The organism is Burkholderia lata, assembly GCF_902499025.1.
In the GTDB taxonomy this organism is placed as follows: Bacteria; Pseudomonadota; Gammaproteobacteria; order Burkholderiales; family Burkholderiaceae; genus Burkholderia; species Burkholderia lata_C.
Map to the genome: position 1 here is coordinate 50400 of NZ_CABVPW010000043.1, position 24098 is coordinate 74497.

Consider the following 24098-nt stretch of genomic DNA (forward strand, 5'->3'; position numbering starts at 1 on the left):
GCCGGCCCCGCCCGTGGGTTGTTCGTGCCGCGTCGCACGCGGCGTCGCGCGGGCAGGCTCGTGCGGCTGCCACACCGGCGTGCGCCGCGATCGCAACCGATCGCTGATGGCATTTCAGCACGTCCGGCAGCGCCGCGAAAGTCCGCGCGCGCGTTGCGTTCAATCCGCCGATTTCGTCGTGACGGGCTGCCACGCGGCGTTCTTCACCTCATACAGCGTCGAGCTCGGGTTCTTCAGGTCGCCCGTGTTCGTGAACGCGATCGTGCCCGTGATGCCGTCGTAGCGCGTGCCCTTCAGCGCACCGTTGAAATCGGCCGGCTTCGTCGAGTTCGCCTTCTGCATCGCGTTGATCGCGATCCACGTCGCGTCGTACGCGAACGGCGCATACGCGAGCATGTCGACACCGTACTTCTGCTTGAATTTCGTTTCGAACTCCTTGCCCTTCGCGAGACGCGACAGCGGCTGCCCGTATTCCCACACGGACGCGCCTTCCGCCGCGTTGCCGGCCAGCTTGATGAAGTTCGCGTTCATCACGCCGCCGCCCGCGAGGAACTGCGCGCGGATGCCGAGCTGGCGCATGCGCTTCACGAGCATCGCGGCCTGCGCGTCGAGGCCGCCGAAGAACACGAGATCCGCGTTGGTGCTCTTGATCTTCGTGAGCTGCGCGCTGAAGTCCACCGCCTTGTCGTTCGTGAATTCGCGCGCGACGATCGTGCCGCCGTTCGCCTTCACCGACTTCTCGAATTCGTCGGCTTCGCCCTGGCCGAACGCGGTGCGATCGTCGATGATCGCGATGCGCTTCGCCTTGGTCACGCTCGCCGCATACGCGCCTGCGTTGCCGGCATTCTGCGTGTCGGTCGCGATCACGCGGTACACGGTGCCGAGCCCGGCGCGCGTGATGTCGGGATTGGTCGCCGACGGCGTGATCATCGGAATGCCGGCCTTCGCGTAGATCTTCGACGCGGGCAGCGTCGTGCCCGAATTGAAGTGGCCGATCACGACGGCCACCTGCGCATCGGCGAGCTGCTGCGCGGCCTGCACGCCGGTGCGCGGATCGCTCTGGTCGTCCTGCGACGCGACGACGAACTTCACGGGCTTGCCGCCCACCGTCGTATGCGCGGCATTCGCTTCGTCGACGGCCATGCGCACGCCGTTCTCGATGTCCTTGCCGTAGGCGGCACCGCCACCCGTCAGCGGGCCGGCCACGCCGACCTTGACGACCGTCTCCTGCGCATGAACCGCGCCCGTCTGGAGCGCGAGGATCGCGGCGGTCAATGCGACGCCGGAAAGCGAACGAATGCGGAACGTCATGACAATCCTTGTTCTGGGGGCCGGGATGCAACGCGCGACTGCCGCACGTCGGCAACCTCTCGCGTGCCGGTCATGTCGTCCGCCGGCGGAGCGTCATGCAACGCCCTTACCGGCCGGTCGATCGCCGCGGCTCCGTCTCCGAAGAGCCTTTCATCGCGAAAGAGGTGAATGGATTGTGGATAGCCAATACCCGTGCAGCAAACGAAATATCGGAACTATGTTGTGAGGATTTATCATCAAGTTCCGCGTTCGCGGCCGCCCCGCGGCCCACGCAACGGTGGGCCGCGGGTAAATCGTTACCGCAGGATGCCGCGCCGGCGCCCGTCCATCAAGGCCGGCCGTGGTCATGCCGGCGGCGCATCATCGTTGCGACGACGGCCCGGCCGGCCCTCGCGACGCCTGCGGCGCCGCGTCATCGGTCAGTGCCGATCGGCGCCCGTCTGCTTGCGCACCGCATCGGCCGCCTCGCCGGCCTGTTCCTGCATCTTGCCGGCCTGCTGTTCGGCGACACCTTCGGCTTCCGTCTTGCGGTCGCCCGTGACCTTGCCGAGCGCTTCCTTGACCGAACCCTTGACCTGCTTGAGCTTGCCTTCGATGCGATTCCTGTCCATGGTCGTCTCCTGCGATGGTGGGGGCGAGCCGGCGATGCAACGGCCCGCGCCGCACCGCCGAGTGGACAGGATCGCAAGCGGGCGCCGCGCGCGGCAGATGCGGATGCACCGGCGCGCATGGTGCATTCGCACCGACCGCGTCAGTCCTTGCCCTTCGCGCCGCCCTTCTCGCCGCGCGCGCCGTTCGCTTCGGATGCGCCGACGATCCCGCGTTCGCGCGCCCACACGATCGCCTCGCCGCGGCTGTGCACGTCGAGCTTCGCGTAGATCGTCGCGACGTGATTGCGCACGGTGTTCGGCGCGAGCCCGAGGCGGCCGGCGATTTCCTTGTCGGCGAGACCGTGGCACAGCAGGTCGAACACGTCGCGCTCGCGCGCGGTCAGGTCCGACAGTTGCGCGCCTGCATCCGGCGCATTCGCGCGCCGCACGTTCGCGAGCTTCTCGATCAACGTGCGGCTGAACCACGACGCATCCTGCATCGCGGTTTCGATCGCGTAGACGAGCTCCATCTCGGTGCGCTTGCGATCGCTGATGTCGAGCAGCGCGACGAGCAGGCAGTCGCGCCCGTGAATCGCGACGGGATCGGCCGACACGACGCAATCGCGCACGTCGCCTTCACGCGTGCGAATCTGCACGTCGGCGTTGCGCACGCTGCCGTCGCGTGCAAGCCGGCCTTCGATGCGCTGCCACGCGCCGCGTTCGGCCCACAGCCCGATCTCGTCCGCGGATTTGCCGAGCAGGTCGTCCTGCGCATGGCCCGTCATCGCGGCGAACGCGCCGTTCACGTCGAGCAATTCGACGCGGTCGGCGGTGACGATCGCGGTGGCGACCGGCGCCATCCGGAACGCCGTCGCGAAGCGTTCCTCGCTCTGCCGCAGCGCGCGTTCGGCCTGCTTGCGCGGCTCGAGATCCATGAACGTGAACAGCATGCAGGCTTCGTCGTTCATGTCGATCGGCTGCCCGGCGACGACCACCGCCTTCGTGCTGCCGTCCGCGCGCTTCAGCACGGCCTCCATCTGCGGGATCGTCGCGCCTTCGCCGAGCCGCTCGATCGCGAGTTCGCGCCGCTCGGCCTGGTCGAGCACGTCGATCTCGTACACCGAGCGGCCGAGCACGTCTTCACGCGCGTGGCCGGTCATGTCGAGAAAGCCCTGGTTGACCTTCACGTAGCGCAGGTCGTCGAGCCGGCAGATCACGGCCGGCGCCGGGTTCGCGTTGAAGGTGCGCTCGAAGCGCTCCTCGGCGCTCGCCCATTCGGTCGCGTCGTGCAGCACGAGCGCGAGGCAGTCGGGCTCGCCGGCTGCGTTGGTCAGCACGAGGCTGCGGATGCGGTGGACCCAGCTCACGCTTTCGTCTGCGGCCGATTCGACTTCGACCGTCACGTCGCTGAACTCCTCGCCCGCGATCACGCGATCCATCGGATAGTGGCCGTCGCGCACCGGGTGGTTGTTCCGGTAGCGCAGCCGGAAGCGCTCGCGGTAATCGGTGACGGTCGCGCCGAGCGCCTTCAGCTCGGTCACGCCGTGCATCGCGAGCGCGGCTTCGTTCGCCCACACGATCCGCTGGTCGGGCTCGACCAGGATCACGCCCTCGGTGAGCCCCGCGATGATCTGGTGCAGCTGGCGCCGGTCGGTATGCGACTTCAGCGCCTGTTCGTTTACCTGGTCGTTCATCGAATGGTTGTCCCTGTCGTCAGCATGACCGCCGGCCCGGTTGCCGCTTCGTCGACACGCGCCGGCCGGCGCGTGTGGCGATGATCGCGTGCCGCAGCAGTGCTGCGACAGGCGCGAATGCACTATCCGCCATAGTACATTCGCGCCACGCGCCGCCACCGTGCGGCACCCCGCCGATCCCGGAAGCATCCACCGCGCCCGCTTTGCGCGCGCCGCGGCCAACCGGCCCGCCTCCTCTCCTTCACGACGCCCCGTGCAAACGCACTAGCCGATCAGGTGAATTTGCGCGATGTCCGCGCACGTTCGCATCGGTACGCTGGTACTGCATCGGCGCGCATGCGCTGCCTTCCGAACCGCAGAGGAGAAGCACGATGAAGCTGCATCAGACACCCGATCCGACGCGGCCCGAACCGCAACCGGACAGCCCGCCCGAACCGCCGCCCGGCACCGATCCGCCGGTTCCGCTGCCGCCCGACATGCCGCGCCCGGACATCCCGCCGCGCGAGCCCGGCTACGACACGCCGATCGTCAGGTAGTGCGCTGCGACGTTCGCATTCATCGATTCATCACGCCAAACGAAGGAGAACATCCATGAACAAGACCCGACCCATTTCGACGCTGCTCGCCGTCAGCGCGGCGTTCCTGCTCGGCGCCGCGCCGCTTGCGAACGCGGTTGCGCAGGACGCATCGACCGGTAACGGCATGAAGGCCGAATCGAACCAGCCCGTCTCCGACACGTGGATCACGACCAAGGTGAAGGGCCGGCTGGCCACCGTCGACGGCCTGAAGAGCGTCGACATCAGCGTGACGACGGTCGACGGCGTCGTCACGCTGACCGGCGTGCTGCCGACGAAGATCGCCGTGAAGAAGGCGATCGCCGTGTCGCGCGCGGTCAAGGGCGTGAAGCACGTCGACGCATCCGGCCTGAAGGCGAAGGCCTGACCTCCCGGCGCGGCACGCCGCCGCGCCTTTTATCCCCTGCATGACAAGGAGCACACGATGAACGAGGACAAGATCAAGGGCCAGTGGAAGCAGCTCTCCGGCAAGCTGAAGGCCAAGTGGGGCAAGCTGACCGACGACGACCTGGCCGTCGCGGAAGGCAATCGCGAGTACCTGGCCGGCAAGATCCAGGAGCGTTACGGGATCGCCCGCGACGTGGCCGAGAAGCAGTTGAAGGAATTCGACCGCGAGCTGTGACGCGATAGCGCATCGATGCAACCGCCGCGGCGCCCACGGCGTCGCGGCCACCAGGACAACGACATGGGCAAATACCTGATCGCCTGGCTGCTCGGCGTGCCGGTCGGGCTGCTGGTGCTGTTCTATCTGATCACGCACGTCTTCTGACCGTGCCCGCTCGATAAAGCCGAACCACACAACGCGTTTTTCACGGAGACGACCGATGAAATTCCTTTCCATTTCGGCAGCCTGCATCGCCTTGCTGACCGCTTCGATCCCGGGATATGCAGCAGGGTGCCTGAAGGGCGCAGCCGTGGGCGGGGTCGCGGGCCATGTCGCAGGGCACCACGGGGCAATGGGTGCCGCTGCGGGTTGCGCAATCGGCCATCACCACGCGGCAAAGAAGGCCAAAGCGGCAAGCGCGGCAACAGCCGCGTCGCAATGAGAGACGACGAGCCCGGCATTCGACACCGGGCTCGCCGCACTTAGTGCCCCTTGTAGAGTTCGAGCAACTGGCTCTGCAACGCCATCATTTCCTTGTCGTGCTGCATTTGCATCTTTGCCATCGCTTCGTTGTGCGCCATTTCCATCGACATCATTTTTTGCTGGATGACGATGGCTTGCGTGCGCTGCTCGGGTGTGAGCTTGTCCATCATCATCATGGTCCAGTCGCTTGTGTGCGACATGTAGGTACCGCTGCGACCAATGCCACCGCCGTCCGCCTGTGCCGCACCGGCGATCAGCAGGAACGGAATGGCGCCACACAGCATGAGCTTGCGAATCGGGTTCATCCGGGTTCTCCTGTCAAGAATGGACGTCTGGAAGCGCCCGTGTCGCATGCACGGGTTTCCTGAGCGCGTGTCATGAACTGCCAGCTGACATCAAGACCTCGTCCAATCAATCGACCGGGTGATCGAAAGGCTTCTCCCAGGCAAGCGCTACGACGAATCGGTTGATGAATGATGGTTCGACTGGCGTGACGTTTGTCGTCCGGTACCGGCGGATGTGACACATCGCGTCGAGAATTTTCTGGCCGCGTAAACCCTCGAGCCCGACCGTCGTGTCAATGGTGGCCTTTCCGCGAGATGGCGGACGCCGCCCTGAACCGCACCGAACTTCGTGGAGGTGCGGCTTCGCGGGAGCACCGAGTCGGGAACAGGAAGGCAAGCTGGTTTTCGACGGACGTCCGGGTGCGCGCAGGGCGTCCGGTACGCGCGCAGCGTAGCGACCAGCCGTCGATGGGGCGGCTGTCGAATCGATCGGGCCGATGCTTTGCTGTACGGTGCCGATGTGCTGCCGGGTTGGGTCTGGCGCGAGGAGCGCCGACCGTGGCGCACGCGATGCGATCCTGCAACCGGAGATCAAGCGTGTCCGGCAGTCCAACGCGCAGGTCGAAAGCGTACCGAGAGTCTGGAGGCAGACGAACCGGTCAGGCCGCCAGCTGAGGCTGAGGCAAACTGCTACGGACAACTCGGAAATGCCGCTGACGTGCCTGCATCGACTCAGGGCAAACCGCGTCCACGATTCCCGAGGCGGTTCAGGTAGCGATTCGTGCATGCGCCGGCCAAGCCGTCGCGGCCGGCGCAGCGTCCCGCTTTCGCTGTGTTACTTCGCCGCGTTCGCCGTCATCTTGAAGATGCCCTGAGCATTGCCCGCATCGAAACGCAGGTCGGTGACCCAGCGGCGCGCCGCCTGGTCGAACGTGCGCTTGCGCGTGATGAACTCGTAGAACGAACCCGGCACGTTGCGCTTCACCGTGCCGCCGTCGCGCGTGCGGAATTCGCGCTCGACGGTATCCGCGCGATACGCGGTCTGGAACACGCGGCCCGAGCGCGAGCGCTCGACTTCCGGCTTCATCGGGCGGCCCTTCGCCTTCTCGTCGTCGGACAGCTTGAACACGTCGGCGACGCGGTCGGTCGCGTGGTTGAACGCGTTGCCTTCGGTCGAGATCCACGCCATTTCCGCCGATTCCAGCAGCAGCGTTTCGTAGTCGAGTTCGTTCGGCAGGTCGTGCTGGCGCGCGAACGCCCCGACGATCTCCGGCAGCAGCGCGTGCGCGGCCTCCAGCGACAGCCAGCCTTCGCGCTCGACTTCCCACAGCAGCGCGACGGCCGCCGGCGACAGCGGATCGCGCGACGTGCTCACCACGTTCGTCACGGCCTGCTGGAATTCCTTCGAGAAACGTTCCGGGTGCAGCTCGCTGACGAAGAACTGCGCGATTTCGTCCGGTGCGTCTTCATGTGCATACGCGCGGCCCGTCATGCCGAGCTTGTCGAGCGGGTAACGGCCGTTCAGGCGGAAGCCGAGCGGACGCAGGATGCGCGTGAACGCGGCCTCGCCCGGCGGCAGCGCGCCCGTGTTCGGCCAGCGCACCGTGCGCAGCGCGCCGTGGTCGAAATAGACCGAGCCGCCGCTTTCGATCGCGTCGGCCGTATACGCACGGCCGTTCGCCGAACGTTCGAGCAGCCCTTCGAACAGCGCCATGTTCATCGCCTGCGCGATTTCCGCGCGCGTCACGACGCCGTCTTCCCATTCTTCGAGGATGGCCGGCATGTTCAGGGTCGAGAACAGGGCGTCGGTCTTCGCCTGTCCCAGCAGCTTCGTCAGCAAGCTCTCGATATTCGGATTGCGCATCAGGATTCTCGTCTCGGGGGACCGCCGGCAAACGTGCCGGCAACTCGTTGGCCGGCCGCCCCACGGGCGCCTGACCTTGCGTGGGGAGCATTATTCAAAGGGTTGCGGCCGGGCGTAAAGCGAGATTAAATTGATACGTGATGAGTTTTTGGAATTATCAGCCGCTCCCCTGCTCCGCCCTCCGCCTTGTGCCATGCGGGCCTGATCGTCAGACGAATCGAACATCATGCGTAAATTCAAGATCCCCAACATGGGCGCGCTCGTGGCTTTCGAAGCCGCCGCGCGCCACGAAAGCTTCACGCACGCGGCCAAGGAGCTGTTCCTGACCGAAAGCGCGGTATCGCGCCAGATCGCGACGCTCGAGGCCAGCCTCGGCGTGCGGCTGTTCGCCCGCGTGAAGCAGCGCGTCGTGCTGACACGCGCCGGCAAGCTCTACGGCACGCAGGTGCGCCGCGCGCTGGAAGCGCTCGACCGCGACACGCTGTCGATCATCGCGCACGGCAGCGGCGGCGGCTACCTGGAGCTGGCGGTGCTGCCGACCTTCGCGTCGCACTGGCTGATCCCGCGCATCAAGAACTTCTACGACCGCACGCCGGACGTGCGCGTGAACATGGGCAGCCGCACCGACCTGTTCTCGTTCGAGGACACCCACTTCGAGGCCGCGATCCACTACGGCAAGCCGACCTGGCCCGGCACGTCGTCGGACTACCTGTTCGGCGAGGAAGTCGTGCCGATCTGCTCGCCGGCGCTGCTCGACGGGCCTGTCGAGCGCGTCGAGGATCTGCTCGCGTACCCGCTACTGCACTCGACGACGCGCCCCGGCGCGTGGGCGCAGTGGTTCGAGACGCATGGCGTCGAGGACATCCGCACGATGCAGGGCGTGCGCTACGAGCTGCACACGATGCTGATCAGCGCGGCCGCGGCCGGGCTCGGCATCGCGCTCGTGCCGAAGTTCTTCGTCGAGGAACAGCTGCAGCAGCTCGGGCTGGTGGTGCCGTGCGATGCGGCAACCGTCGGCGATTCCGCGTACTACCTCGTGTATCCGACGGAGTTCAGCCACAGCAAGCCGCTGGAGCTGTTCCGCGGCTGGCTGCTCGAGCAGGCGAGCGCGTATGCGTCGCCGGATCCCGATGCGGATGGCGGCGATCTGGTGGACGACGAGGACGTCGAATAGCGCGAGTCATCGCGACGTCCCGCCGGGTGCGACCGGGCGGCACAAGCCACTGTCCCGCCGGCATGTCGACGGGCCGAAACCGCCCGTCGACGCCCGCGCTTACTTCACGCGGCAGTCGCGGACGGTCGCGATCCCCGATCCAAAGTCGCCCACGCAATGCAGCGTGACGCGCTTGCCGACCAACCGTTGCGCCTTCTGCTCGGCCGCCGCATCGATGAACGACGCACGCACCGCCTGATCGGCGCCCTCGTCTTCGCCGATCTCCGCGAGCGTCTTGCCCGTGAACCCCTTCTCGAGGCCGAGCAACGTGCCCGTCAGCGCGACCGGCTGGTCGAAATACTTGTCGCCGCCCGAGCCCGTGTAAGCCTCGATCATCTGCGCAGCCGATACCTTCAGCTCGCCCTTCGCGGCCATGGCGCCCGAAGCGATCGTGAGTGCAAGCGCGGCAAGTGCGATTCGTTTCATTGTGTGGATTCTCCGTGGTTGAACAGTGTTTTGAAAAAGATGGCGCAAGCGCGCCGGAGGAACACGACGACCCTGCACACGAACGCCCCGTGTCCGCCTGACGGCAGGCGGCACGACGACACACGACGCGCACGGCCTGACTGCTATTTGCGCGGCGCCGCCTCGATCAGCGCAACGGCCCTGCGGTCGTAGACGTTCGGCGTCGCCTTCTCGCCGCGCGCGACGGCTTCGCGCACGGTGCCGCTAGCGTCGTCCTGGCCCGCACCGATCAGCGCGGGCGCATCCGGATTCGCGCCGGCATCGAGCAGCGCCTTCACGCAGTCGGGGTTGTGCGCCATCGCCGCGCGCAGCAACGGCGTCTCGATCCAGCGACCGCGTGGTTCGTCCGGTTGCGGCTCGATCGGCGTGCCGGGTTCATGGAGGATCGCGATGCGCTCGGCCGCAGTCGGGTCGGGCTGACCGTCCAGTTCGTAGCGTCGCTCGCACACGAAGCCGAGCGGCGACAAACCGGACTTCGCATGGGCGTGCGGATTGGCGCCGGCGTCGACCAGCAGCTTGAGCAGGTCGAGATCGGATACCGAGCGTCCGATCAGCACGGCATTTCCGTTCGGGTCGGTGGCGCGAGCATCGGCGCCGGACTTCAGCAGCAGCCGGACGAGGTCGGGTGAAGGCGTGTATGCATTCGCGGCCATCGCCAGCGGCGGCTCGCCGCTCGGCGCAATCGCGTTGACGTTCGCGCCCGCGCCAACCAGCAGGTGAATCGTTTCGAGCTGGTCGGGCTTGAGTTCGCCGAGCGTCGCGTTACTGATCGCGTAGGTCAGCAGCGTCCAGCCCTCGGGCGACATCGGCAGGTTGATCGCGACGCCGGACGCGATGAACAGCGCGACGACATCCGGCACCTGGCTGACGACGGCGAGCCCCATCGGCGTGAGTTCGGCATCCGGCATCGCATAGCGCTGCTTCGCCGTCTTGTCGTACGGACGGGCGCCCTGCTTGAGCACCGCGCGGACGCGCGCCAGGTTCTGCGGGGTTTTAGCCGCGGCGTAGTCGCCCATCGCGACCATCAACTTCCATTCCTTGCCTTCCAGCGCATGGGCCGCGCCGGACAACGCGATGCCCATGCACAGACACGCCAGCCCCGTGGCGATTCTTCTCGTTCTTGCCCGCATCGATGCTCTCAGGATCCTTGTCGGTATCTATTCGTATTCGCCGTGCCGTCGCGCGTCGCAATGGACGACACACACCACGTGCACCAGGCGTTCAAGCGCCTGCTGCGCAGCGGGGGAACCAGGAGAGGGGAAATGGCGGCGACGAAACCGCCGGAACGGAAGGAAGGTGCGAACGAAAAACGGCTTGCATGTCCGGCGCGCGCCGGACCGGGCAACCCCGACCCGGCGCTCCGGGCAGCCGACCTCGCATCGGCGGTGCGGCGGACCTTCTTCTGTTCTTCACTACGTATGCTCTCAGGTTCACTTCATTTTTTTCTTCGCCGCGCTGCGCCATTATCCGCGCAATCCGGCCCAAGGGAAACGTTTGCGGGTGGTGTTGGCGTGTTATACCAAGCATTCGGCAACAGTCTTTCTGAATGCTTACGGCGCACGCGGCACGGTTCGGCAAATCTTGCATTCACGTCGGCGTTCCTTTTTAATGGAACTGGTTCCAATCGTTGAATCGGCCATGGTCCCGCGTGACGCGTCGTCGTCCGCGCGTCATCATGCCGATTCAGGATCGAGGATCACTCAGCTCAGGATTCGCATCGCCCGTCCTTCCCGGACACCCCGTCAAACGAGACCGTCATGCCCGATTCCGCCTCCCTGCAGCAGCTGTTTCCCGCCTATCAGGACATCCCCGCCGAGTACCGGCTGACTTCACCGATTCACCAGCGCGTGTCGCTCGTCGACGGCGAATTGCGGCCGTGGGACGGCGCGACCAAGACCGTGCTGTCGCCCGTGTGCGTGCGACAGGCGGACGGCAGCGTCGAGCAGGTCGAGATCGGCAGCTACCCGGTGATGGGCGAAACGGAAAGCGACGCGGCACTCGATGCCGCGGTGCGCGCGTACGACGCCGGCCGCGGCGAGTGGCCGACGATGAAGGTCGAGCAGCGCATCGCGTGCATGCAGGACTTCATCAAGCGGATGGTCGCGCAGCGCGAGTTGGTGGTGAACCTGATCATGTGGGAGATCGGCAAGAGCCTCGCCGATTCGCAGAAGGAGTTCGATCGCACCGTCACGTACATGACGCAGACGATCGACGCGCTGAAGGAGCTCGACAACGCGAATTCGCGCTTCGTGATCGCCGAAGGCACGATCGGCCAGATCCGCCGCACGCCGCTCGGCGTCGTGCTGTGCATGGGCCCGTACAACTATCCGCTGAACGAGACTTTCGCGACGCTGATCCCCGCGCTGCTGATGGGCAACACCGTGGTGTTCAAGCCGCCTCAGTACGGCACGCTGCTGTTCGAGCCGCTGCTCGAAGCGTTCCGCGACGCATTCCCGAAGGGCGTGATCAACACGATCTACGCACCAGGCGCGGTGGTCGTGCCGCACATGCTCGCGTCGGGCAAGATCAACGTGCTCGCGCTGATCGGGTCGAGCAAGGTGGCCGACCACCTGAAGAAGCAGCACCCGAAGTCGCACCGGCTGCGCGCGATCCTCGGCCTCGACGCGAAGAACGCGGCGATCGTGCTGCCCGACGCCGATCTCGACCTCACCGTGAAGGAATGCCTGCTCGGCGCGCTGTCGTTCAACGGCCAGCGCTGCACCGCGCTGAAGATGCTGCTCGTGCACCGCTCGATCGTCGACGAGTTCCTGAAGCGCTTCACCGCCGCGCTCGAACAGCTGAAGATCGGCATGCCGTGGGAGAAAGGCGTCAGCATCACGCCGCTGCCGGGCATGCATCGCACGGCCTACATGACGGATGCGATCGACGACGCGAAAGCGAAGGGTGCGCAGGTCGTCAACCACTCGGGCGGCGAGTTCAGCAAGACGCTGTTCTATCCGGCCGTCGTCTATCCGGTATCGGAAGGAATGAAGCTGTACCGCGAGGAACAGTTCGGGCCGATCATTCCGGTCGCGCCGTTCGACGACGTGGAAACCGCGCTCGACTACGTGACGACGTCCGATCACGGCCAGCAGGTCAGCATCTTCGGTTCCGATCCGGCGCAGATCGGCGCGCTCGTCGATCCGCTCGTGAACCAGGTGTGCCGCGTGAACATCAACTGCCAGTGCCAGCGCGGGCCCGACGTGTTCCCGTTCGCGGGCCGCAAGGATTCGGCGGAAGGCACGCTGTCGGTGAGCGACGCGCTGCGCGCGTTCTCGATCCGCTCGATGGTCGCGGCGAAGCAGACCGAAGGCAGCAAGCAGCTGCTCGATTCGATCGTGTCGGATCACTACTCGAAGTTCATCAATACGGGCTTCATTTTCTGAAGCGAGCCTCTTGCGAAAAAGCCGCTGCACACGCCCGTGCAGCGGCTTTTTTTGCACCTGTGCGTGACTACGCCCGAACCGGGAACGTCAACGCGTCAAGTTCCAGCGGCCCGCCGGTCAGTTGAACCGGGCCTTCATCGCCGATCAGCACCGTATCGGAGTGACGGAAGCCGCCGACACCTTCGATGTAAATGCCCGGCTCGATCGTCAGGCACATCCCCTTCTCGATCGGCCGGTCGTAGCCTTCGGCGAAGAACGGCGCCTCGTGCGCGGTGACGCCCATCCCGTGCCCGGTCCGGTGCAGCATCCGGTCGCCCATCCCCGCGCGGCGGAAGTAGTCGTTGACCTTGCGATCGACGTCGCTCAGCAGCGCGCCGGGGATCGCCGCGTCGAACGCGATCCGGCGCCCTTCCGACATCACGTCGAACGCGCGGCGCGCCGCGTCGGGCACGTGGCCGAGGAAGAAAGTCCGTTCGACTTCCGCGCCGTAGCCGTTCATCACCGCATTGACGATCGATACGTGCGGGCCGCCCTCCTCCATCCGCATGTCGATGTTGCTGAAGTTGTGCGGATCGTGCGACACGCTGCCCGGCTGGAACACCGCGACGATCCGCGTCGCCGACGGGTTCAGCGACGGATCGTCGGCCAGCAGCCGCTGCATGATGAAGCCGCGAATGCGCGACGACATCTCCGCCATCCCGAGGCCCGGGCGCGCTTCGTTCAGCAGCAGGTTGTGCACGTCGGTGGCGATCCCGCACGCGTACACGTGGCGGCCGATCTCGTAGTCGGACTTGATCATCCGCACGTCGTCGATGATGTCGATGCACACGCGCTCGCCCGGCGTCTGCGCATAGACCTGCAACGGACACACCGACTCGACGCCGACGCGCTCGCCGGGCCCGAACAGCGCCTTGAAACGGTCGCTCCATTCGCGCCCGGCCGGCGCCGGGAATTCGAAGTACGGAATCAGCTCGAGTTCGCCGATCGAGCGCGTCCGCACATGCGGCTGCTCGAGCTGCGGCACGACGAACTGCGGCGGGCCGCTGCGCGAAATGACCAGCACGAACGGCCGCTCATGGACGATGTTCGCGAAGTTCGTCAGGTAGTAGATGTTGTCCGGCGAGAACGCCACATAGCGATCGAGGCCGGCTTCCGCCATGCGTGCGCGCACGCGCTCGAGGCGCCCTTTGAGTTCCGCCTCGCTGGGCGGTGCAAACGTAGGGGTGAATTTCATGCGTGATTTCTCCTGTTGAGGGTGACGGGGCGGCCGATCATTTCGATGTCGCCAGACAATGACGTTTCATTCGTTATCCTTCATTTAATCGATACGGGCGGAAACAGAATTCGGCTCGCTTATTCGCTCGGCATGCGTCGGAACCCGAGCAGCGCGACCAGGCTCACGACCGACATCGCGACGATGTACAGCGCAGGCGACGCCTTGTTGTGCGTGGTCGCGATCAGCCACGTGACGATCAGCGGGGAAAAGCCGCCGAAGACCGTCGTCGGGATGTTGTACGACACCGCGAGCCCGGTGCTGCGCACGGCGGCCGGAAACGCGCGCGCGGACAGCGCGGGCACCAGCCCGACGAGCACGCCCATCGGCGCGGCGGCGGCAGCCTGCATGATCAGCAGGTTGCGCAGCGACGGGCTCGCGATGACCCACATGTAGAGCGGCAGCGTGATCGCGGACAGCACGACGATCGCGGCGGCGACCATCGCGACCGGCCGGCGCCAGACGTCGCCGAGCAGGCCCGCGAGCGGCGCGATCGCGACCATCACGATGCCGGCGACCGTCGTGCTCATGAACGGCGCGGACATCGGCAACCCGAGCTGCTTCACCGCGAACGTCGGCATGTAGATCAGGTACATGTAGAACGCGGCGGTACTGACGATCGTCACGCCGATCGCCGCGAGGAACGACGCGAGGTGCTCGCCGAACAGGCGCTTGAGCACCTGCGTGGCCGGCAGCGCTTCGCCGAGCACGAACGCATCGGTTTCCGACACGCTCCTGCGGATATAGAAGCCGACCGGGCCGATCAGCAGCCCGACCACGAACGGCACGCGCCAGCCCCAGCTTTCGAGCTGGTGCGCGCTGAGCGACGTCGTCAGGATCGTGCCGATCGTGCCGCCCAGCACGATGGCCAGCATCGTGCTCGACATCTGCAGGCTCACGAAGAAATGGCGTCGATGCGGCGGCGCCTTTTCCGCGAGGAACGCGACGGTGCTGCCGAATTCGCCCGATGCCGCGAAGCCCTGCACGAGCCGCGCCAGCACGAGGATCGTCGCGCCGAGCCAGCCGGCCTGCGCATACGGCGGCGCCACCGCGATCGCTGCCGTGCCGGCCAGCATCAGCCAGATCGTCACGGACATCGCCGCCTTGCGGCCGTACCGGTCGCCGTACAGCCCGAGCACGATACTGCCGAGCGGCCGCACGACGAACCCCACGCCGAAGGTCGCCGTCGCGAGCAACAGCGACCCGACCTGCCCGGCCACCGGGAAAAACAGCTTCGCGATCACGCTGGCGAAATAGCCGTAGATCACGAAGTCGAACCATTCGAGCGCGTTGCCCGCGGCGGCGGCCGCGACGTCGCGCAGCGTGCCCGCTCGCGCGGACGGCGGCGGCGCCACCGCAAGGCGATCGAGCGCGATGGCGCCGGCCGGATTCACTGCATCCTCTTTCATCGTCTGTCTCCTCCATCTGCTGGCTGCAGTGGTTTTGCGCTCATGTTCGATGCGCACCGTTACCGCGTCCAACGGATTTCCGGAATATGATCATCACCAACGTGAATAATGGTGCGGACGCAGCGCGCGACTTCGTCACGGCGCCAGCCGGCCCCATGCAAGGGCAAACGCGGCCTTGCCCGGGCGGCGCGTCGCCCGGACACTGGCCGCTACGACGTTCCGGCGCCCGCGCCACGTGCGGGCGCCCAGCACCCCAAACGGAGATGTGCGATGAAGGATGTGTTCCGCCAGCTCGACCTCAACCTGCTGCGCGTGTTCGCGGCATTGATGGCCGAAGGCAACGTCACGCGCGCCGCCGAGCGGCTGGCGCTGTCACAGTCGGCGGTCAGCAATGCGCTGCGCAGGCTGCGCGAATCGCTCGACGACGTGCTGTTCGAGAAGACCGTTTCGGGCGTGCGTCCGACCGCGCGGGCACGCGAGCTGTGGTCGACGGTCCAGCCGCACTTCGACGCGTTGAAGCAGGCGATCTCGCCCGACCAGTTCGACCCGCAAGAGCACCGGGGCACCTTCACGATCGCGATGTCGGACTACTCGGTCGAACGCATCATGCCGCGCCTCGCGCAGTACATGGGCACGCATGCGCCATCGATGCGGATCGAGCTCACGCCGTTCAGCGTCGCCGACCTGCCGGGCATGTTCGACCGCGGCGGCGTCGACCTCGCGATCGGCGGCTACCTGAACGACTCGAGCCCGAGCAGCGGCGTGCGCACGCACGAGATGTGGCCGATCCACTGGAGCTGCCTGATGCGCAAGGATCATCCGCTCGCGAAGGGGCCGCTCACGCTGAAGCGCTTTCTCGCGGCGCGGCATCTCGACGTCGGGTTTTCCGGCATGCGGGTGCCGGTGTACGACAGCCTGCTCTCCGCGCACGGCCTGCAGCGCAATCTCGTCCTCACGCTGAATGCGTACTCGCCCGCGCTGGCGATCATCCGGGCGTCGGATTTCATCGGCGTGCTGCCGACCACGCTGCTCGATCTGTCGATCTATGAAAAGGAACTGGTGTCGCGGCAGCCGCCGGTGCGCATGCCCGCGCGGCCTTACTGCGTGATCTGGCATCAGCGCTGGGACAGCCATCCCGCGCACCGCTGGCTCCGGCAGACGATCGTGTCGCTGTTCACGCGTCCGGCGGAGCCGCCAGGCAGCGCCGGGCGCCCGGCCACCCGGCGCGCCGCCCGCTAGATGCGCGGGCGTGCGACCTTAGACGTTCGACACCAGCAGCCTGATCCCCGCCACGCCGAACACGACGGCGAGACACGCTTCCATCGCGCGCCGGCCGCGCACGTACAGCCGGCGCGCGCCGTCCATCGAGAACACGAGCGCATAGCCGCCGAACACCAGGCACCCGATCACGAGGCAGCCGGGCACGACGGCGCCGTGCGACGCGCCCGCGCCGTTCGACGACAGCGCGACGATCGACACCCACACGAGGATCGCTTTCGGATTGGTCAGGTGCAGCATCGCGCCGCGCACATAGAAGCGCGACAGCCGCTGCTCGCCCGCTGCGTTCAGCGACGCCGCCGCCTTGCCCGACAATGCCGTGCGCCCCGACTTGAACGCGAGCCACAGCAGGTACAGCCCGCCGAAGAGCTTGATCGCGACCAGCAGTTTCGACCACGCGAGCAGCGCGGCCGACACGCCGAGCGCCGCCACCGTCGCCCAGAACATCGACCCTGAAATGACACCAAGCGCGAACGCGAGCGCCGCCTTGCGTCCCTGGTTCGCGGCGACCGACATGATCGCGAGATTGCTCGGCCCGGGGCTGGCCGTCCCGATGAAATAGGCCGTGTAGGCCAGCAGCAGGTTGGCCGAGAAGAAGGCGTGAACGCTCATGTCGAACCTCGCAGGGATGATCTGGCGATTGTTGGCAAACACGCACCGTCTGCCCATGGACAATTGGCCGGCATTTCGCTGGGCCAGTTGGATCAATCGCGCAACCGGATCGCCGCGCGCAAATCCGTCTCGGTTTTGAAACACCCGTCACATTTGCAAGTGGTTTTTGCCAACCGTGGCGGCCACCTCGTACCGCCGCTTCCCGCCGGCCGAACGCTTGACAGGCGCAGGCGGCACGCGTGAGCCGGCCCGTTTCGTCAGACAGACGCAGAACGCGCCACGCAATTTATCCCGGCGTTACGTTACATCCGTGAAGCATTTCGCCTCGCCGAGCCGCTCCGCGTATCCGATCTGCATCGCGCCGCGCGTGTAGATGGCCGCCTCGATCACGCCCGCCGCCCAGTCCCGGCGGGACTCGCCGCCCCTCACCGCATCGCGGCTCAACAATACTCAACAATCGTCTCGCCGGGCTGGTACGGAACCTGCATTCCATTCGGGTGACAACCGCGACGTTCACCGCGCGGACACGAACCCACCGTCGGGCGCCTCCACCGGATACGCCCGAACGATCCGAGCAAGTACGAGGCCCTTCATGGATGCGCTGCCCAATTCGTCCGACACGTCGTTCCAGCTCTTTCTCGCGAAGCTGCTCGAACAGCCGTTGCCCGACTGGACCGAAAAACAGCAGATGGAACTCGAGATGGCACGCTCGCTGTCCACCGAAATGGTCCACCTCGCCGAGGACATGCGGGGCCGCACGCCCGATCTCGCGCGCTGCCTCGTGCTGCTCCGTTACGCGAAAGTGCTCGACTTCATGCTGACGTCGCTCGCCGCGCACCGCGACATTCATCCGCAGACGTTGCGCACGCTGTTCCGGCTCGCGAACCTGAAAGTCGACGATGCGTATCCGGCCTGAGCCGGCACAACGCATCGGCTGCCCTCGACGGCAAGCACGGCCAACGCGGCTCTTCCCGATTCGCATCGCGCGCATGCCCGATGTCTTCGCCGCATGAGCATCGGGAACCGGACATCCCGGCGGGCCGGCACGCTCGGCGTGTTCGTGAAGCGATACGGGCGCAACGCGCAGACGCCTCTCGAGCCGAACGATCGCCGCGACGATCATGACGTCGAGCGGACGATGCGGCGCCTGTCGCCGGCCGACCGCTCCGATCCGCCGGCCGACGATGACGGCAGCGCGGACGACGCCGAGGCCGGTTTCGCCGATGCAAGACGCATGCCGTGAGCGCGCTCGACTTCGACCGGATCTGGCCGGCCATCTGCGAAACCCCTGCCTGGTCCGTGACGAAAGGCCAGGGGAGCTTTCTCACGTTCGAATTCGGGCAGCCCGCGCTGCAGGTCCGGGAACCGCTCGCCGGTTCGCCCGGCCTGTCCGCGGCGGCGCGCGACCGGCTCGCATCGCGGCACGTGACGGTGGCCGGCAACGGGCATCTGTGGATCTGCTACTGCCATTGGTCGATCGCGCTCGACGGTCACGAGCTCGCGCACAGCGAATCGCGATCCGGTGACATCGCGGCCGCCGCCCAACGGCTCGACGGACAGATCCTGCAATCGGTCGCGCCGCGCGCCCCACCGGGTTCGTGGGCATTCGACTTCGACCTCGGCGGCAAGCTGACGACCTGGCCCTACGGCGACGATCCGGCCGACGAACAGTGGCATCTGTACGACCGGCGTTCGGGCAACGTGCTGACCGCCCGTGCGGACGGCACCTGGTCGTATGGCCCGGCGAATGCGCCGCCCGGCAGCGGATCGTTCGGTTCCGAATAGCCTTCGCGAGCGCGACCCTCAGCGTCAGGCAGCAGGCCGGGCCGATGCCGCGCATCAGCGTCGCAGCCGGCCCCTCCTCGCAAACGGAGGTACAATCGCGCGCCATGAACGCACTTCGCCGCTTCCTGCTCCGGCAAGGCGTCGCGCGACAGCTGCTGTGGGGGTTCCTCCTCGTGACGCTGCTGTCCCGCGCGCTGATGTCGGGCGCCGTGATGCTCGATCCGGACGGTCCGGATGCGGGCTCGGTGGTGCTGTGTTCGGGCCGCGGCCCGCTGATCGTCAACGTGACCGCGCTGGCGGCCCGTTTCGATGCCGGCGCGCCGATCACACCGGCCAACGACGCGCTGGCGCTCGCCGATGCGCTCAAGCACGACGCGCATGCCGACAACCCGGCGTCGTCCGGAAACGGCGACAGCCTGTGCGCATTCGGTGCCGCGCTGTTCACGGCGCTGGCGTCGTTCGTGCTGCTGGTGCTGCTGTTCCCCGTCGCCGCGCCGCGGCGCTTCCGGGTTCACTTCGACAGTATTCCGTTCGTGCGATCGATCTTCGACGATCGCCCCCCTTCCCGCGCCCCTCCTCTGTTCTGCTGACGGTTCCGCCCAGCGGCTCGTGCACGTCGATGTGCATGGGCCTGCACGCCGTTCGTCTCATACGACCTGATTCAAGCGTTCTCCCGCCTGCCCGCACCACGTGGGCGACGCCGTCATGCGCACCGTTTGCGCATGGCGTCGCGTTGCCCGTTCCGTCGATGCGCGCAGGCGGGCGCAACGCGCGTTGACGTCCGCCGGCCCGCGCCGGCGCGGCCGCTCAACGAACACGAGGAGCTGACACCATGTCGACCACCGTCGAGCGGGCAATCTCGCCCGCCCAATCCGCCCACGCCGGTTACCGGACGCTCTGGCGCTGGCACTTCTATGCCGGCCTGTTCGTCATGCCGTTCCTGGTGGTCCTCGCGATCACCGGAACGCTCTATTGCTTCCAGCCGCAGATCGAGCCGCTGCTGTATCCGCATCGGCTCGTCGTCGAGCCGCGTGCGACGCCGCGGCTCGACCCCGACGCGCTGCTCGCGAACGCGCGCACCGCGATGCCGGCCGGTGCGACGCCGGTTTCCGTCCAGGTGTCGACCGCGCCGGACCGCAGCGCCGAATACGTGTTCCGGCTGCGCGACGGCAGCCGCGAGAGCGTGTACGTGAACCCTTACGACGGCAGCGTGCTCGGCACGCTGAGCGTCGAGAACCGCTTCATGCAGATCGACCGGATGCTGCATCGCAAGCTGCTGCTCGGCAAGACGGGCGAGTTGCTGATGGAGCTCGCCGCGTGCTGGACCTTCGTGATGATCGGCACCGGCATCGCGCTGTGGTGGCCGCGCGGTGCGGCGCGTGTCGGGCGCGCGCTGCGCCCCGACCTGTCGCTGCGCGGCCGGCCGCTGTGGAAGAACATCCACGCGACCGCCGGCATCTGGCTCGCGGCCGGCACGGTCGCATTCATCCTGACGGGGCTGCCGTGGTCGGGCTCGTGGGGCAAGAACTTCAAGGCGCTGGCCGCGACCGTGAACCTCGGCGCGCCGGAAGGCGCATGGGGCGGCGGGTCGGTGCGCTCGACGCGCCCGGGTGCTGCCACGGCGCCCGCGCCTGCCGAGGCCGCTGCGCCGTCCGGCCATCACCACGCGTCCGGCGAGTCGATGCCGGGGATGGTGATGGACGACCTGCCGTTGCCGCAAACGCCGTGGGCGGTCGGCAACGTGCCCGTCCCGCATTCGCCGTCGGCGCCGACGCCGGCACCGCTGCCGCTGGCCCGCGCGATCGCGATCGTCGCGGGCCTCGGCGTGACGAGCGGCTACACGCTCGCGCTGCCGTCCGGCACGGACGGCGTGTACACCGCGTCGTACTTCCCGGACGACCCGAAGGCCGAGCGGACGATCTACATCGACCAGTACAGCGGGGCCGTGCTGAAGGACATCCGCTATGACGACTATGGCGCAGTTTCGCGCGCCGTGTCGTATGGCACGTCGCTGCACATGGGCCGCTACTTCGGGCTGGCGAACCAGATCGTCTGCGCGGTGTTGTCGCTCGGGCTCGCCGCGATGGCCGTCACGGGCACCGTGATGTGGTGGAAGCGCCGCCCGGCGGCCAAGCTCGGTGCGCCGTCGCGCGAGCGCGGCAGGCCGCCGATGCGCGGCTGGATCGCGGGGCTCGTGCTGCTCGGCATCGTCTTCCCGCTGATGGGCGCGACGATCGTCGCGGTCTGGTTGCTCGACCGCCTGCTGTTCGGCCGTATGAAGCGCACCGCCGCGTGATCGCGAAGCGACTCCACCGATTCGAAGGATAACGAAACATGAAGTTCAGATTGATGCTGCCCGCCGCCTTTCTCGCGGCCTTCGCGCCGGCCGGGCAAGCACAGGAAAGCGACGCCAGACAAACCGGCACCACGCTTGCCCCGATTCGCGTCAACGCGCAGAAGGCGACGCCGCTCACGCAACCGCTCGACACCGGTAGCCGCCTCGGCCTGTCGTCGCTCGAAACGCCCGCGAGCGTCGAGCAGATCGACCGCAAGACGCTCGACACGCGCGGCGACAGTTCGATCGTCGACGCGGTGAGCCGCGCCGCCGGCATCAGCGCATCGCCGCATCCCGGCAACGGCGGCTCGGAGCTCGGTGCACGCGGCTTCGTCGGCGCGTCGTCGGTCACGCAGCTCTATGACGGCGTGCGCCCGTATGGCGCGATCGGCATCACCTTTCCGTTCGACACGTGGTCGGTCGACCATATCGACGTGCTGCGCGGCCCGGCGTCGGTGATCTACGGCGAAGGCGCGATCGGCGGTGTCGTCAACATCGTGCCGAAGAAGCCGACGCGCGGTGCGATCCAGAACGAACTGCAGGTCGGCGGCGGCACCGAGGGCACGGCGCGGGTCGCGTTCGGCAGCGGCGGCGCGATCAACGACAAGCTGTCGTACCGCTTCGACATCAGCGGCAACCGCTCGTCGAACTGGGTCGACCGCGGCAATTCGCGCAACCTGTCGATCTCCGGCGCGCTGCGCTACGACGTGACGTCCGACCTGTACGTGACGGCATCGTATGCGCAGGGCTTCCAGCATCCGATGCAGTATTTCGGCGTGCCGCTCGTGAACGGCGCGCGCGATCGCGCGCTCGACAAGAAGAACTACAACGTCGGCGACAGCGACATCGCGTTCCGCGACAGCTGGGCGACGGTATCGGCGAACTGGCAGCCGAGCGACAGCCTGAACGTGACGAGCACGCTGTACCGGATGAAGAGCAACCGTCACTGGAAGGATGCCGAGTACTACACGTACCTGCCGTCGACCGCGCAAGTGCGGCGCAGCAGCTTCACCGAAATCTTCCACGACCAGGAGCAGTACGGCAACGTGACGGCGGCCACCGTGACCACCGCACTGCTCGGGATGCGCAACACGTTCTCGACGGGCTTCGAGTTCAATCACACGACGTTCCAGCACGACAACAATTCGCCGTACTCAGGTACGTCGACGGTCGATCCGTTCAACTTCGATCCGGGCAGCTTCATCAACACGGCCGGCACCTTTCCGAAGTACCGCAGCCAGGCGAACCAGTACGCGGTGTTTGCCGAGAACCGGCTGGAGATCACGCCGCGCTGGTCGGTGATCGGCGGGCTGCGCTACGACCACGCGAGCGTGAACCGCGACGATCTCGTGAACGGCGGCGCGTTCACGAAGGTGTTCGCGAACACGGGCTGGCGCATCGGCACCGTGTACGACGTGCAGCCCGGCCTCGCGGTGTACGGCCAGTATTCGGTCGCGGCCGATCCGATCAGCTCGCTGCTGTCGCTGAATGCGTCGAAGTCGAACTTCACGCTCGCGACCGGCCGGCAGATCGAGATCGGCGTGAAGCAGTCGTTCCTCGGCGGCAAGGCGGAATGGACGCTGGCCGCGTACCGGATCGTGAAGAGCAATCTCCTGACGGCCGATCCGCTGAACCCGAACCAGTCGATCCAGGTCGGCCAGCAGTCGTCGCGCGGGCTCGAGGCAACGGTCGGCGCGGAGATCGCGAAGGACTGGCGCGTCGACGCGAACGTGTCGATCCTGCGCGCGAAATACGACGACTTCCAGCAGACGTCCGGCGGCACGACGGTGTCGCGCGCGGGCAACGTGCCGGTGTCGGTGCCGCAACGGCTCGCGAACCTGTGGGTGAGCTGGCGCTTCGCGCCGGACTGGACGGGTATCGCAGGCGTCAAGTATGTCGGCAAGCGCTTCGCCGACACCGCGAACCAGCTCGTGATGCCGTCGTACACCACCGTCGACCTCGGCCTCGCGTGGAAGCCCCGCAAGGACACGACGATCACCGCGCGCGCCTACAACGTGTTCAACCGGCGCTTCGTGCAGTCCGCGTACTACAACGAGACGCAGTACCTGCTCGGCAACGACCGGCGGCTCGAAGTGGTGGCGAACTACCGGTTCTGACACCGGGCGATGTGACGCGGCACGATGCGGTGCCGCGCCCGCGCCGCCGATCCGTCGCGACGGACGATGCGGGCGGGCCGGGCCGGATCGCGCCGCGTACGCGTTCAATCGAAAAGAGAGGATTCCGGATGGCTGCGATGGCGTGGCACTACACGGTCATGTTGCACTTCGAATCGATCATCATGAGCGAAGTCATCATGCCGAACACACTCGACATGGCGCCCGAAGCAAGACCCGTCGCCTGGTTCTCGCGCAATCCTCACTGGGAGAAGATGGCCAACAGGCGGGCGATCGATCCCGTGACCGGCGATCGCGTGACATTGACGATGTGGCAGACGCGCCAGGCCGGCGGCGGGCTGGTGCGTTTCGGGATCGATGCGACGAAGCTGCTTCACGACCAGGCGCTCTGGCAGCGCGCGCGCGTCGATGACGCGGCGCGCGACGCGCTCGTCACGGAGGGGGTGCGGCAGGGTGCCGACCCGCTCGAGTGGTGCGGATCGATCAAGCCGGTGCCGGTCGAGCGGCTCGTCATCGAGTCGCTCGACGATACGTACCGGTGGCGCACCTTCAAATGGTAGGGAGACGCCGCGCGGCCGGCGCGCTGCACGCCTGTCGCGACGGCCGGCCCCGCCGGAACCCGGCGCGCATACGATGGCCGGGCCGTTGTCCGGCCGGGAGATCGCGACCCTCGCCGCGCCCTTCAGTCTCCGGCGCGCGAATGGAACCTGAGCGGCTGTTCGTCCGACGGCGCGGGCGCGCCGCCGGTGTCGCAGGCGCCACAGGTGCTGCAGCCGTCGCCGCAGCCGCCGCCCGCGGCGGT

Annotated in this window: 28 protein-coding genes; 17 read left to right on the forward strand and 11 right to left on the reverse strand. The window is 67.0% G+C overall.

Annotation, left to right across the window (positions count from 1 at the left end; translation table 11 throughout):
- Positions 1 to 159 precede the first annotated feature (159 nt).
- The 3 genes from BDI24065_RS33125 to BDI24065_RS33135 all read right to left on the reverse strand — a co-directional run bounded on the left by BDI24065_RS33125 (position 160) and on the right by BDI24065_RS33135 (position 3595).
- Positions 160 to 1311, reverse strand: a complete 1152-nt coding sequence (locus BDI24065_RS33125) for a branched-chain amino acid ABC transporter substrate-binding protein (RefSeq protein WP_175034757.1) — start codon at positions 1309 to 1311, stop codon at positions 160 to 162.
- Positions 1312 to 1730: 419 nt separating this feature from the next.
- Positions 1731 to 1922 carry a CsbD family protein gene (locus BDI24065_RS33130; protein ID WP_174915753.1) on the reverse strand — a complete coding sequence of 64 codons (192 nt, stop codon included), beginning with the start codon at positions 1920 to 1922 and terminating at the stop codon, positions 1731 to 1733.
- Between the two features lie 140 nt (positions 1923 to 2062).
- The gene (locus tag BDI24065_RS33135) at positions 2063 to 3595 is read right to left on the reverse strand and encodes a helix-turn-helix transcriptional regulator (protein ID WP_175034758.1); all 1533 of its coding nucleotides are present in this window, start codon (positions 3593 to 3595) and stop codon (positions 2063 to 2065) included.
- Between the two features lie 371 nt (positions 3596 to 3966).
- On the opposite strand from BDI24065_RS33135, the gene BDI24065_RS33140 reads away from it, so the two are divergent.
- From BDI24065_RS33140 to BDI24065_RS33155, 5 genes are read left to right on the forward strand one after another with little or no spacing between them, the layout of a single operon-like run.
- Positions 3967 to 4131: a hypothetical protein gene (locus BDI24065_RS33140; RefSeq protein ID WP_175034759.1), complete on the forward strand. Its 165-nt coding sequence runs from the start codon at positions 3967 to 3969 to the stop codon at positions 4129 to 4131.
- 55 nt (positions 4132 to 4186) lie between these two features.
- Complete coding sequence (locus BDI24065_RS33145; RefSeq protein WP_175034760.1) at positions 4187 to 4537, forward strand: BON domain-containing protein; 351 nt, start codon at positions 4187 to 4189, stop codon at positions 4535 to 4537.
- A gap of 57 nt (positions 4538 to 4594) precedes the next feature.
- Positions 4595 to 4792 carry a CsbD family protein gene (locus tag BDI24065_RS33150; RefSeq protein ID WP_175034761.1) on the forward strand — a complete coding sequence of 66 codons (198 nt, stop codon included), beginning with the start codon at positions 4595 to 4597 and terminating at the stop codon, positions 4790 to 4792.
- Between the two features lie 15 nt (positions 4793 to 4807).
- Positions 4808 to 4939, forward strand: a complete 132-nt coding sequence (locus BDI24065_RS41420; RefSeq protein WP_277396316.1) for a hypothetical protein — start codon at positions 4808 to 4810, stop codon at positions 4937 to 4939.
- A 55-nt stretch (positions 4940 to 4994) separates the two neighbouring features.
- A complete protein-coding gene (locus BDI24065_RS33155) occupies positions 4995 to 5216 on the forward strand; it encodes a hypothetical protein (RefSeq protein WP_175034762.1) in 222 nt (73 codons plus the stop codon).
- A 40-nt stretch (positions 5217 to 5256) separates the two neighbouring features.
- Here BDI24065_RS33155 and BDI24065_RS33160 read toward each other — a convergent pair whose 3' ends face one another.
- Together BDI24065_RS33160 and BDI24065_RS33165 are read right to left on the reverse strand one after the other, a co-directional pair.
- Positions 5257 to 5562, reverse strand: a complete 306-nt coding sequence (locus BDI24065_RS33160; RefSeq protein WP_175034763.1) for a hypothetical protein — start codon at positions 5560 to 5562, stop codon at positions 5257 to 5259.
- An 814-nt stretch (positions 5563 to 6376) separates the two neighbouring features.
- Positions 6377 to 7405 carry a DUF1338 domain-containing protein gene (locus BDI24065_RS33165; RefSeq protein ID WP_174915757.1) on the reverse strand — a complete coding sequence of 343 codons (1029 nt, stop codon included), beginning with the start codon at positions 7403 to 7405 and terminating at the stop codon, positions 6377 to 6379.
- A 226-nt stretch (positions 7406 to 7631) separates the two neighbouring features.
- Here BDI24065_RS33165 and BDI24065_RS33170 point away from each other — a divergent pair, with 226 nt between their 5' ends.
- Entirely contained in the window at positions 7632 to 8579 is a 948-nt protein-coding gene (locus BDI24065_RS33170; protein WP_175034764.1) for a LysR family transcriptional regulator, read from the forward strand.
- Between the two features lie 99 nt (positions 8580 to 8678).
- Here BDI24065_RS33170 and BDI24065_RS33175 read toward each other — a convergent pair whose 3' ends face one another.
- Entirely contained in the window at positions 8679 to 9044 is a 366-nt protein-coding gene (locus tag BDI24065_RS33175) for a hypothetical protein (RefSeq protein WP_175034765.1), read from the reverse strand.
- Between the two features lie 143 nt (positions 9045 to 9187).
- Positions 9188 to 10165, reverse strand: a complete 978-nt coding sequence (locus BDI24065_RS33180; protein ID WP_254609907.1) for an ankyrin repeat domain-containing protein — start codon at positions 10163 to 10165, stop codon at positions 9188 to 9190.
- A 108-nt stretch (positions 10166 to 10273) separates the two neighbouring features.
- Here BDI24065_RS33180 and BDI24065_RS33185 point away from each other — a divergent pair, with 108 nt between their 5' ends.
- Together BDI24065_RS33185 and BDI24065_RS33190 are read left to right on the forward strand one after the other, a co-directional pair.
- Positions 10274 to 10714, forward strand: a complete 441-nt coding sequence (locus BDI24065_RS33185; protein ID WP_175034767.1) for a hypothetical protein — start codon at positions 10274 to 10276, stop codon at positions 10712 to 10714.
- A 126-nt stretch (positions 10715 to 10840) separates the two neighbouring features.
- The gene (locus BDI24065_RS33190) at positions 10841 to 12469 is read left to right on the forward strand and encodes an NADP-dependent glyceraldehyde-3-phosphate dehydrogenase (RefSeq protein WP_175034768.1); all 1629 of its coding nucleotides are present in this window, start codon (positions 10841 to 10843) and stop codon (positions 12467 to 12469) included.
- A gap of 67 nt (positions 12470 to 12536) precedes the next feature.
- Here BDI24065_RS33190 and BDI24065_RS33195 read toward each other — a convergent pair whose 3' ends face one another.
- Both BDI24065_RS33195 and BDI24065_RS33200 read right to left on the reverse strand, forming a co-directional pair.
- Positions 12537 to 13703 (reverse strand): M24 family metallopeptidase, encoded by a 1167-nt coding sequence (locus tag BDI24065_RS33195; protein WP_175034769.1) that lies wholly within the window; start codon positions 13701 to 13703, stop codon positions 12537 to 12539.
- Positions 13704 to 13822: 119 nt separating this feature from the next.
- Positions 13823 to 15151, reverse strand: a complete 1329-nt coding sequence (locus BDI24065_RS33200) for an MFS transporter (RefSeq protein ID WP_175034770.1) — start codon at positions 15149 to 15151, stop codon at positions 13823 to 13825.
- A 270-nt stretch (positions 15152 to 15421) separates the two neighbouring features.
- Here BDI24065_RS33200 and BDI24065_RS33205 point away from each other — a divergent pair, with 270 nt between their 5' ends.
- A complete protein-coding gene (locus tag BDI24065_RS33205) occupies positions 15422 to 16390 on the forward strand; it encodes a LysR family transcriptional regulator (protein WP_175034771.1) in 969 nt (322 codons plus the stop codon).
- An 18-nt stretch (positions 16391 to 16408) separates the two neighbouring features.
- Here BDI24065_RS33205 and BDI24065_RS33210 read toward each other — a convergent pair whose 3' ends face one another.
- Positions 16409 to 17041, reverse strand: coding sequence for a LysE family translocator (locus BDI24065_RS33210; protein WP_175034772.1), 633 nt, complete (start codon positions 17039 to 17041; stop codon positions 16409 to 16411).
- Here BDI24065_RS33210 and BDI24065_RS33215 point away from each other — a divergent pair.
- Positions 17030 to 17284, forward strand: coding sequence for a hypothetical protein (locus BDI24065_RS33215; protein WP_175034773.1), 255 nt, complete (start codon positions 17030 to 17032; stop codon positions 17282 to 17284). The genes BDI24065_RS33210 and BDI24065_RS33215 overlap by 12 nt on opposite strands.
- Positions 17285 to 17338: 54 nt before the next feature.
- Here BDI24065_RS33215 and BDI24065_RS33220 read toward each other — a convergent pair whose 3' ends face one another.
- Positions 17339 to 17488, reverse strand: coding sequence for a hypothetical protein (locus BDI24065_RS33220; RefSeq protein WP_175034774.1), 150 nt, complete (start codon positions 17486 to 17488; stop codon positions 17339 to 17341).
- A gap of 145 nt (positions 17489 to 17633) precedes the next feature.
- Here BDI24065_RS33220 and BDI24065_RS33225 point away from each other — a divergent pair, with 145 nt between their 5' ends.
- From BDI24065_RS33225 to BDI24065_RS33255, 7 genes are all read left to right on the forward strand, one after another.
- Positions 17634 to 17957 (forward strand): hypothetical protein, encoded by a 324-nt coding sequence (locus BDI24065_RS33225; RefSeq protein WP_021162626.1) that lies wholly within the window; start codon positions 17634 to 17636, stop codon positions 17955 to 17957.
- 93 nt (positions 17958 to 18050) lie between these two features.
- Positions 18051 to 18284 (forward strand): hypothetical protein, encoded by a 234-nt coding sequence (locus BDI24065_RS33230; protein ID WP_175034775.1) that lies wholly within the window; start codon positions 18051 to 18053, stop codon positions 18282 to 18284.
- Positions 18281 to 18826 carry a hypothetical protein gene (locus BDI24065_RS33235; RefSeq protein WP_175034776.1) on the forward strand — a complete coding sequence of 182 codons (546 nt, stop codon included), beginning with the start codon at positions 18281 to 18283 and terminating at the stop codon, positions 18824 to 18826. The genes BDI24065_RS33230 and BDI24065_RS33235 overlap by 4 nt, the downstream gene beginning before the upstream one ends.
- 104 nt (positions 18827 to 18930) lie before the next feature.
- Complete coding sequence (locus BDI24065_RS33240; RefSeq protein ID WP_175034777.1) at positions 18931 to 19416, forward strand: hypothetical protein; 486 nt, start codon at positions 18931 to 18933, stop codon at positions 19414 to 19416.
- A 242-nt stretch (positions 19417 to 19658) separates the two neighbouring features.
- Entirely contained in the window at positions 19659 to 21122 is a 1464-nt protein-coding gene (locus tag BDI24065_RS33245) for a PepSY-associated TM helix domain-containing protein (RefSeq protein ID WP_175034778.1), read from the forward strand.
- A 38-nt stretch (positions 21123 to 21160) separates the two neighbouring features.
- On the forward strand, positions 21161 to 23278 hold the full coding sequence (locus BDI24065_RS33250; RefSeq protein WP_175034779.1) for a TonB-dependent receptor: 2118 nt from the start codon (positions 21161 to 21163) through the stop codon (positions 23276 to 23278).
- A gap of 128 nt (positions 23279 to 23406) precedes the next feature.
- Complete coding sequence (locus BDI24065_RS33255) at positions 23407 to 23856, forward strand: hypothetical protein (protein WP_175034780.1); 450 nt, start codon at positions 23407 to 23409, stop codon at positions 23854 to 23856.
- Positions 23857 to 24098: the final 242 nt, after the last annotated feature.

Bases quoted from the DNA above. Each gene is read 5' to 3' on its own strand.
- BDI24065_RS33240 (WP_175034777.1), top strand. From the start codon at position 18,931: ATGAACGCACTTCGCCGCTTCCTGCTCCGGCAAGGCGTCGCGCGACAG.
- BDI24065_RS33230 (WP_175034775.1), top strand. From the start codon at position 18,051: ATGAGCATCGGGAACCGGACATCCCGGCGGGCCGGCACGCTCGGCGTG.
- BDI24065_RS33150 (WP_175034761.1), top strand. From the start codon at position 4,595: ATGAACGAGGACAAGATCAAGGGCCAGTGGAAGCAGCTCTCCGGCAAG.
- BDI24065_RS33225 (WP_021162626.1), top strand. From the start codon at position 17,634: ATGGATGCGCTGCCCAATTCGTCCGACACGTCGTTCCAGCTCTTTCTC.
- BDI24065_RS33155 (WP_175034762.1), top strand. From the start codon at position 4,995: ATGAAATTCCTTTCCATTTCGGCAGCCTGCATCGCCTTGCTGACCGCT.
- BDI24065_RS33135 (WP_175034758.1), bottom strand. From the start codon at position 3,595: ATGAACGACCAGGTAAACGAACAGGCGCTGAAGTCGCATACCGACCGG.
- BDI24065_RS33245 (WP_175034778.1), top strand. From the start codon at position 19,659: ATGTCGACCACCGTCGAGCGGGCAATCTCGCCCGCCCAATCCGCCCAC.
- BDI24065_RS33200 (WP_175034770.1), bottom strand. From the start codon at position 15,151: ATGAAAGAGGATGCAGTGAATCCGGCCGGCGCCATCGCGCTCGATCGC.
- BDI24065_RS33130 (WP_174915753.1), bottom strand. From the start codon at position 1,922: ATGGACAGGAATCGCATCGAAGGCAAGCTCAAGCAGGTCAAGGGTTCG.
- BDI24065_RS33165 (WP_174915757.1), bottom strand. From the start codon at position 7,405: ATGCGCAATCCGAATATCGAGAGCTTGCTGACGAAGCTGCTGGGACAG.
- BDI24065_RS33255 (WP_175034780.1), top strand. From the start codon at position 23,407: ATGGCTGCGATGGCGTGGCACTACACGGTCATGTTGCACTTCGAATCG.
- BDI24065_RS33190 (WP_175034768.1), top strand. From the start codon at position 10,841: ATGCCCGATTCCGCCTCCCTGCAGCAGCTGTTTCCCGCCTATCAGGAC.
- BDI24065_RS33205 (WP_175034771.1), top strand. From the start codon at position 15,422: ATGAAGGATGTGTTCCGCCAGCTCGACCTCAACCTGCTGCGCGTGTTC.
- BDI24065_RS33250 (WP_175034779.1), top strand. From the start codon at position 21,161: ATGAAGTTCAGATTGATGCTGCCCGCCGCCTTTCTCGCGGCCTTCGCG.
- BDI24065_RS33170 (WP_175034764.1), top strand. From the start codon at position 7,632: ATGCGTAAATTCAAGATCCCCAACATGGGCGCGCTCGTGGCTTTCGAA.
- BDI24065_RS33175 (WP_175034765.1), bottom strand. From the start codon at position 9,044: ATGAAACGAATCGCACTTGCCGCGCTTGCACTCACGATCGCTTCGGGC.
- BDI24065_RS33195 (WP_175034769.1), bottom strand. From the start codon at position 13,703: ATGAAATTCACCCCTACGTTTGCACCGCCCAGCGAGGCGGAACTCAAA.
- BDI24065_RS33160 (WP_175034763.1), bottom strand. From the start codon at position 5,562: ATGAACCCGATTCGCAAGCTCATGCTGTGTGGCGCCATTCCGTTCCTG.
- BDI24065_RS33185 (WP_175034767.1), top strand. From the start codon at position 10,274: ATGGACGACACACACCACGTGCACCAGGCGTTCAAGCGCCTGCTGCGC.
- BDI24065_RS33140 (WP_175034759.1), top strand. From the start codon at position 3,967: ATGAAGCTGCATCAGACACCCGATCCGACGCGGCCCGAACCGCAACCG.
- BDI24065_RS41420 (WP_277396316.1), top strand. From the start codon at position 4,808: ATGCAACCGCCGCGGCGCCCACGGCGTCGCGGCCACCAGGACAACGAC.
- BDI24065_RS33180 (WP_254609907.1), bottom strand. From the start codon at position 10,165: ATGGGCATCGCGTTGTCCGGCGCGGCCCATGCGCTGGAAGGCAAGGAA.
- BDI24065_RS33210 (WP_175034772.1), bottom strand. From the start codon at position 17,041: ATGAGCGTTCACGCCTTCTTCTCGGCCAACCTGCTGCTGGCCTACACG.
- BDI24065_RS33125 (WP_175034757.1), bottom strand. From the start codon at position 1,311: ATGACGTTCCGCATTCGTTCGCTTTCCGGCGTCGCATTGACCGCCGCG.
- BDI24065_RS33145 (WP_175034760.1), top strand. From the start codon at position 4,187: ATGAACAAGACCCGACCCATTTCGACGCTGCTCGCCGTCAGCGCGGCG.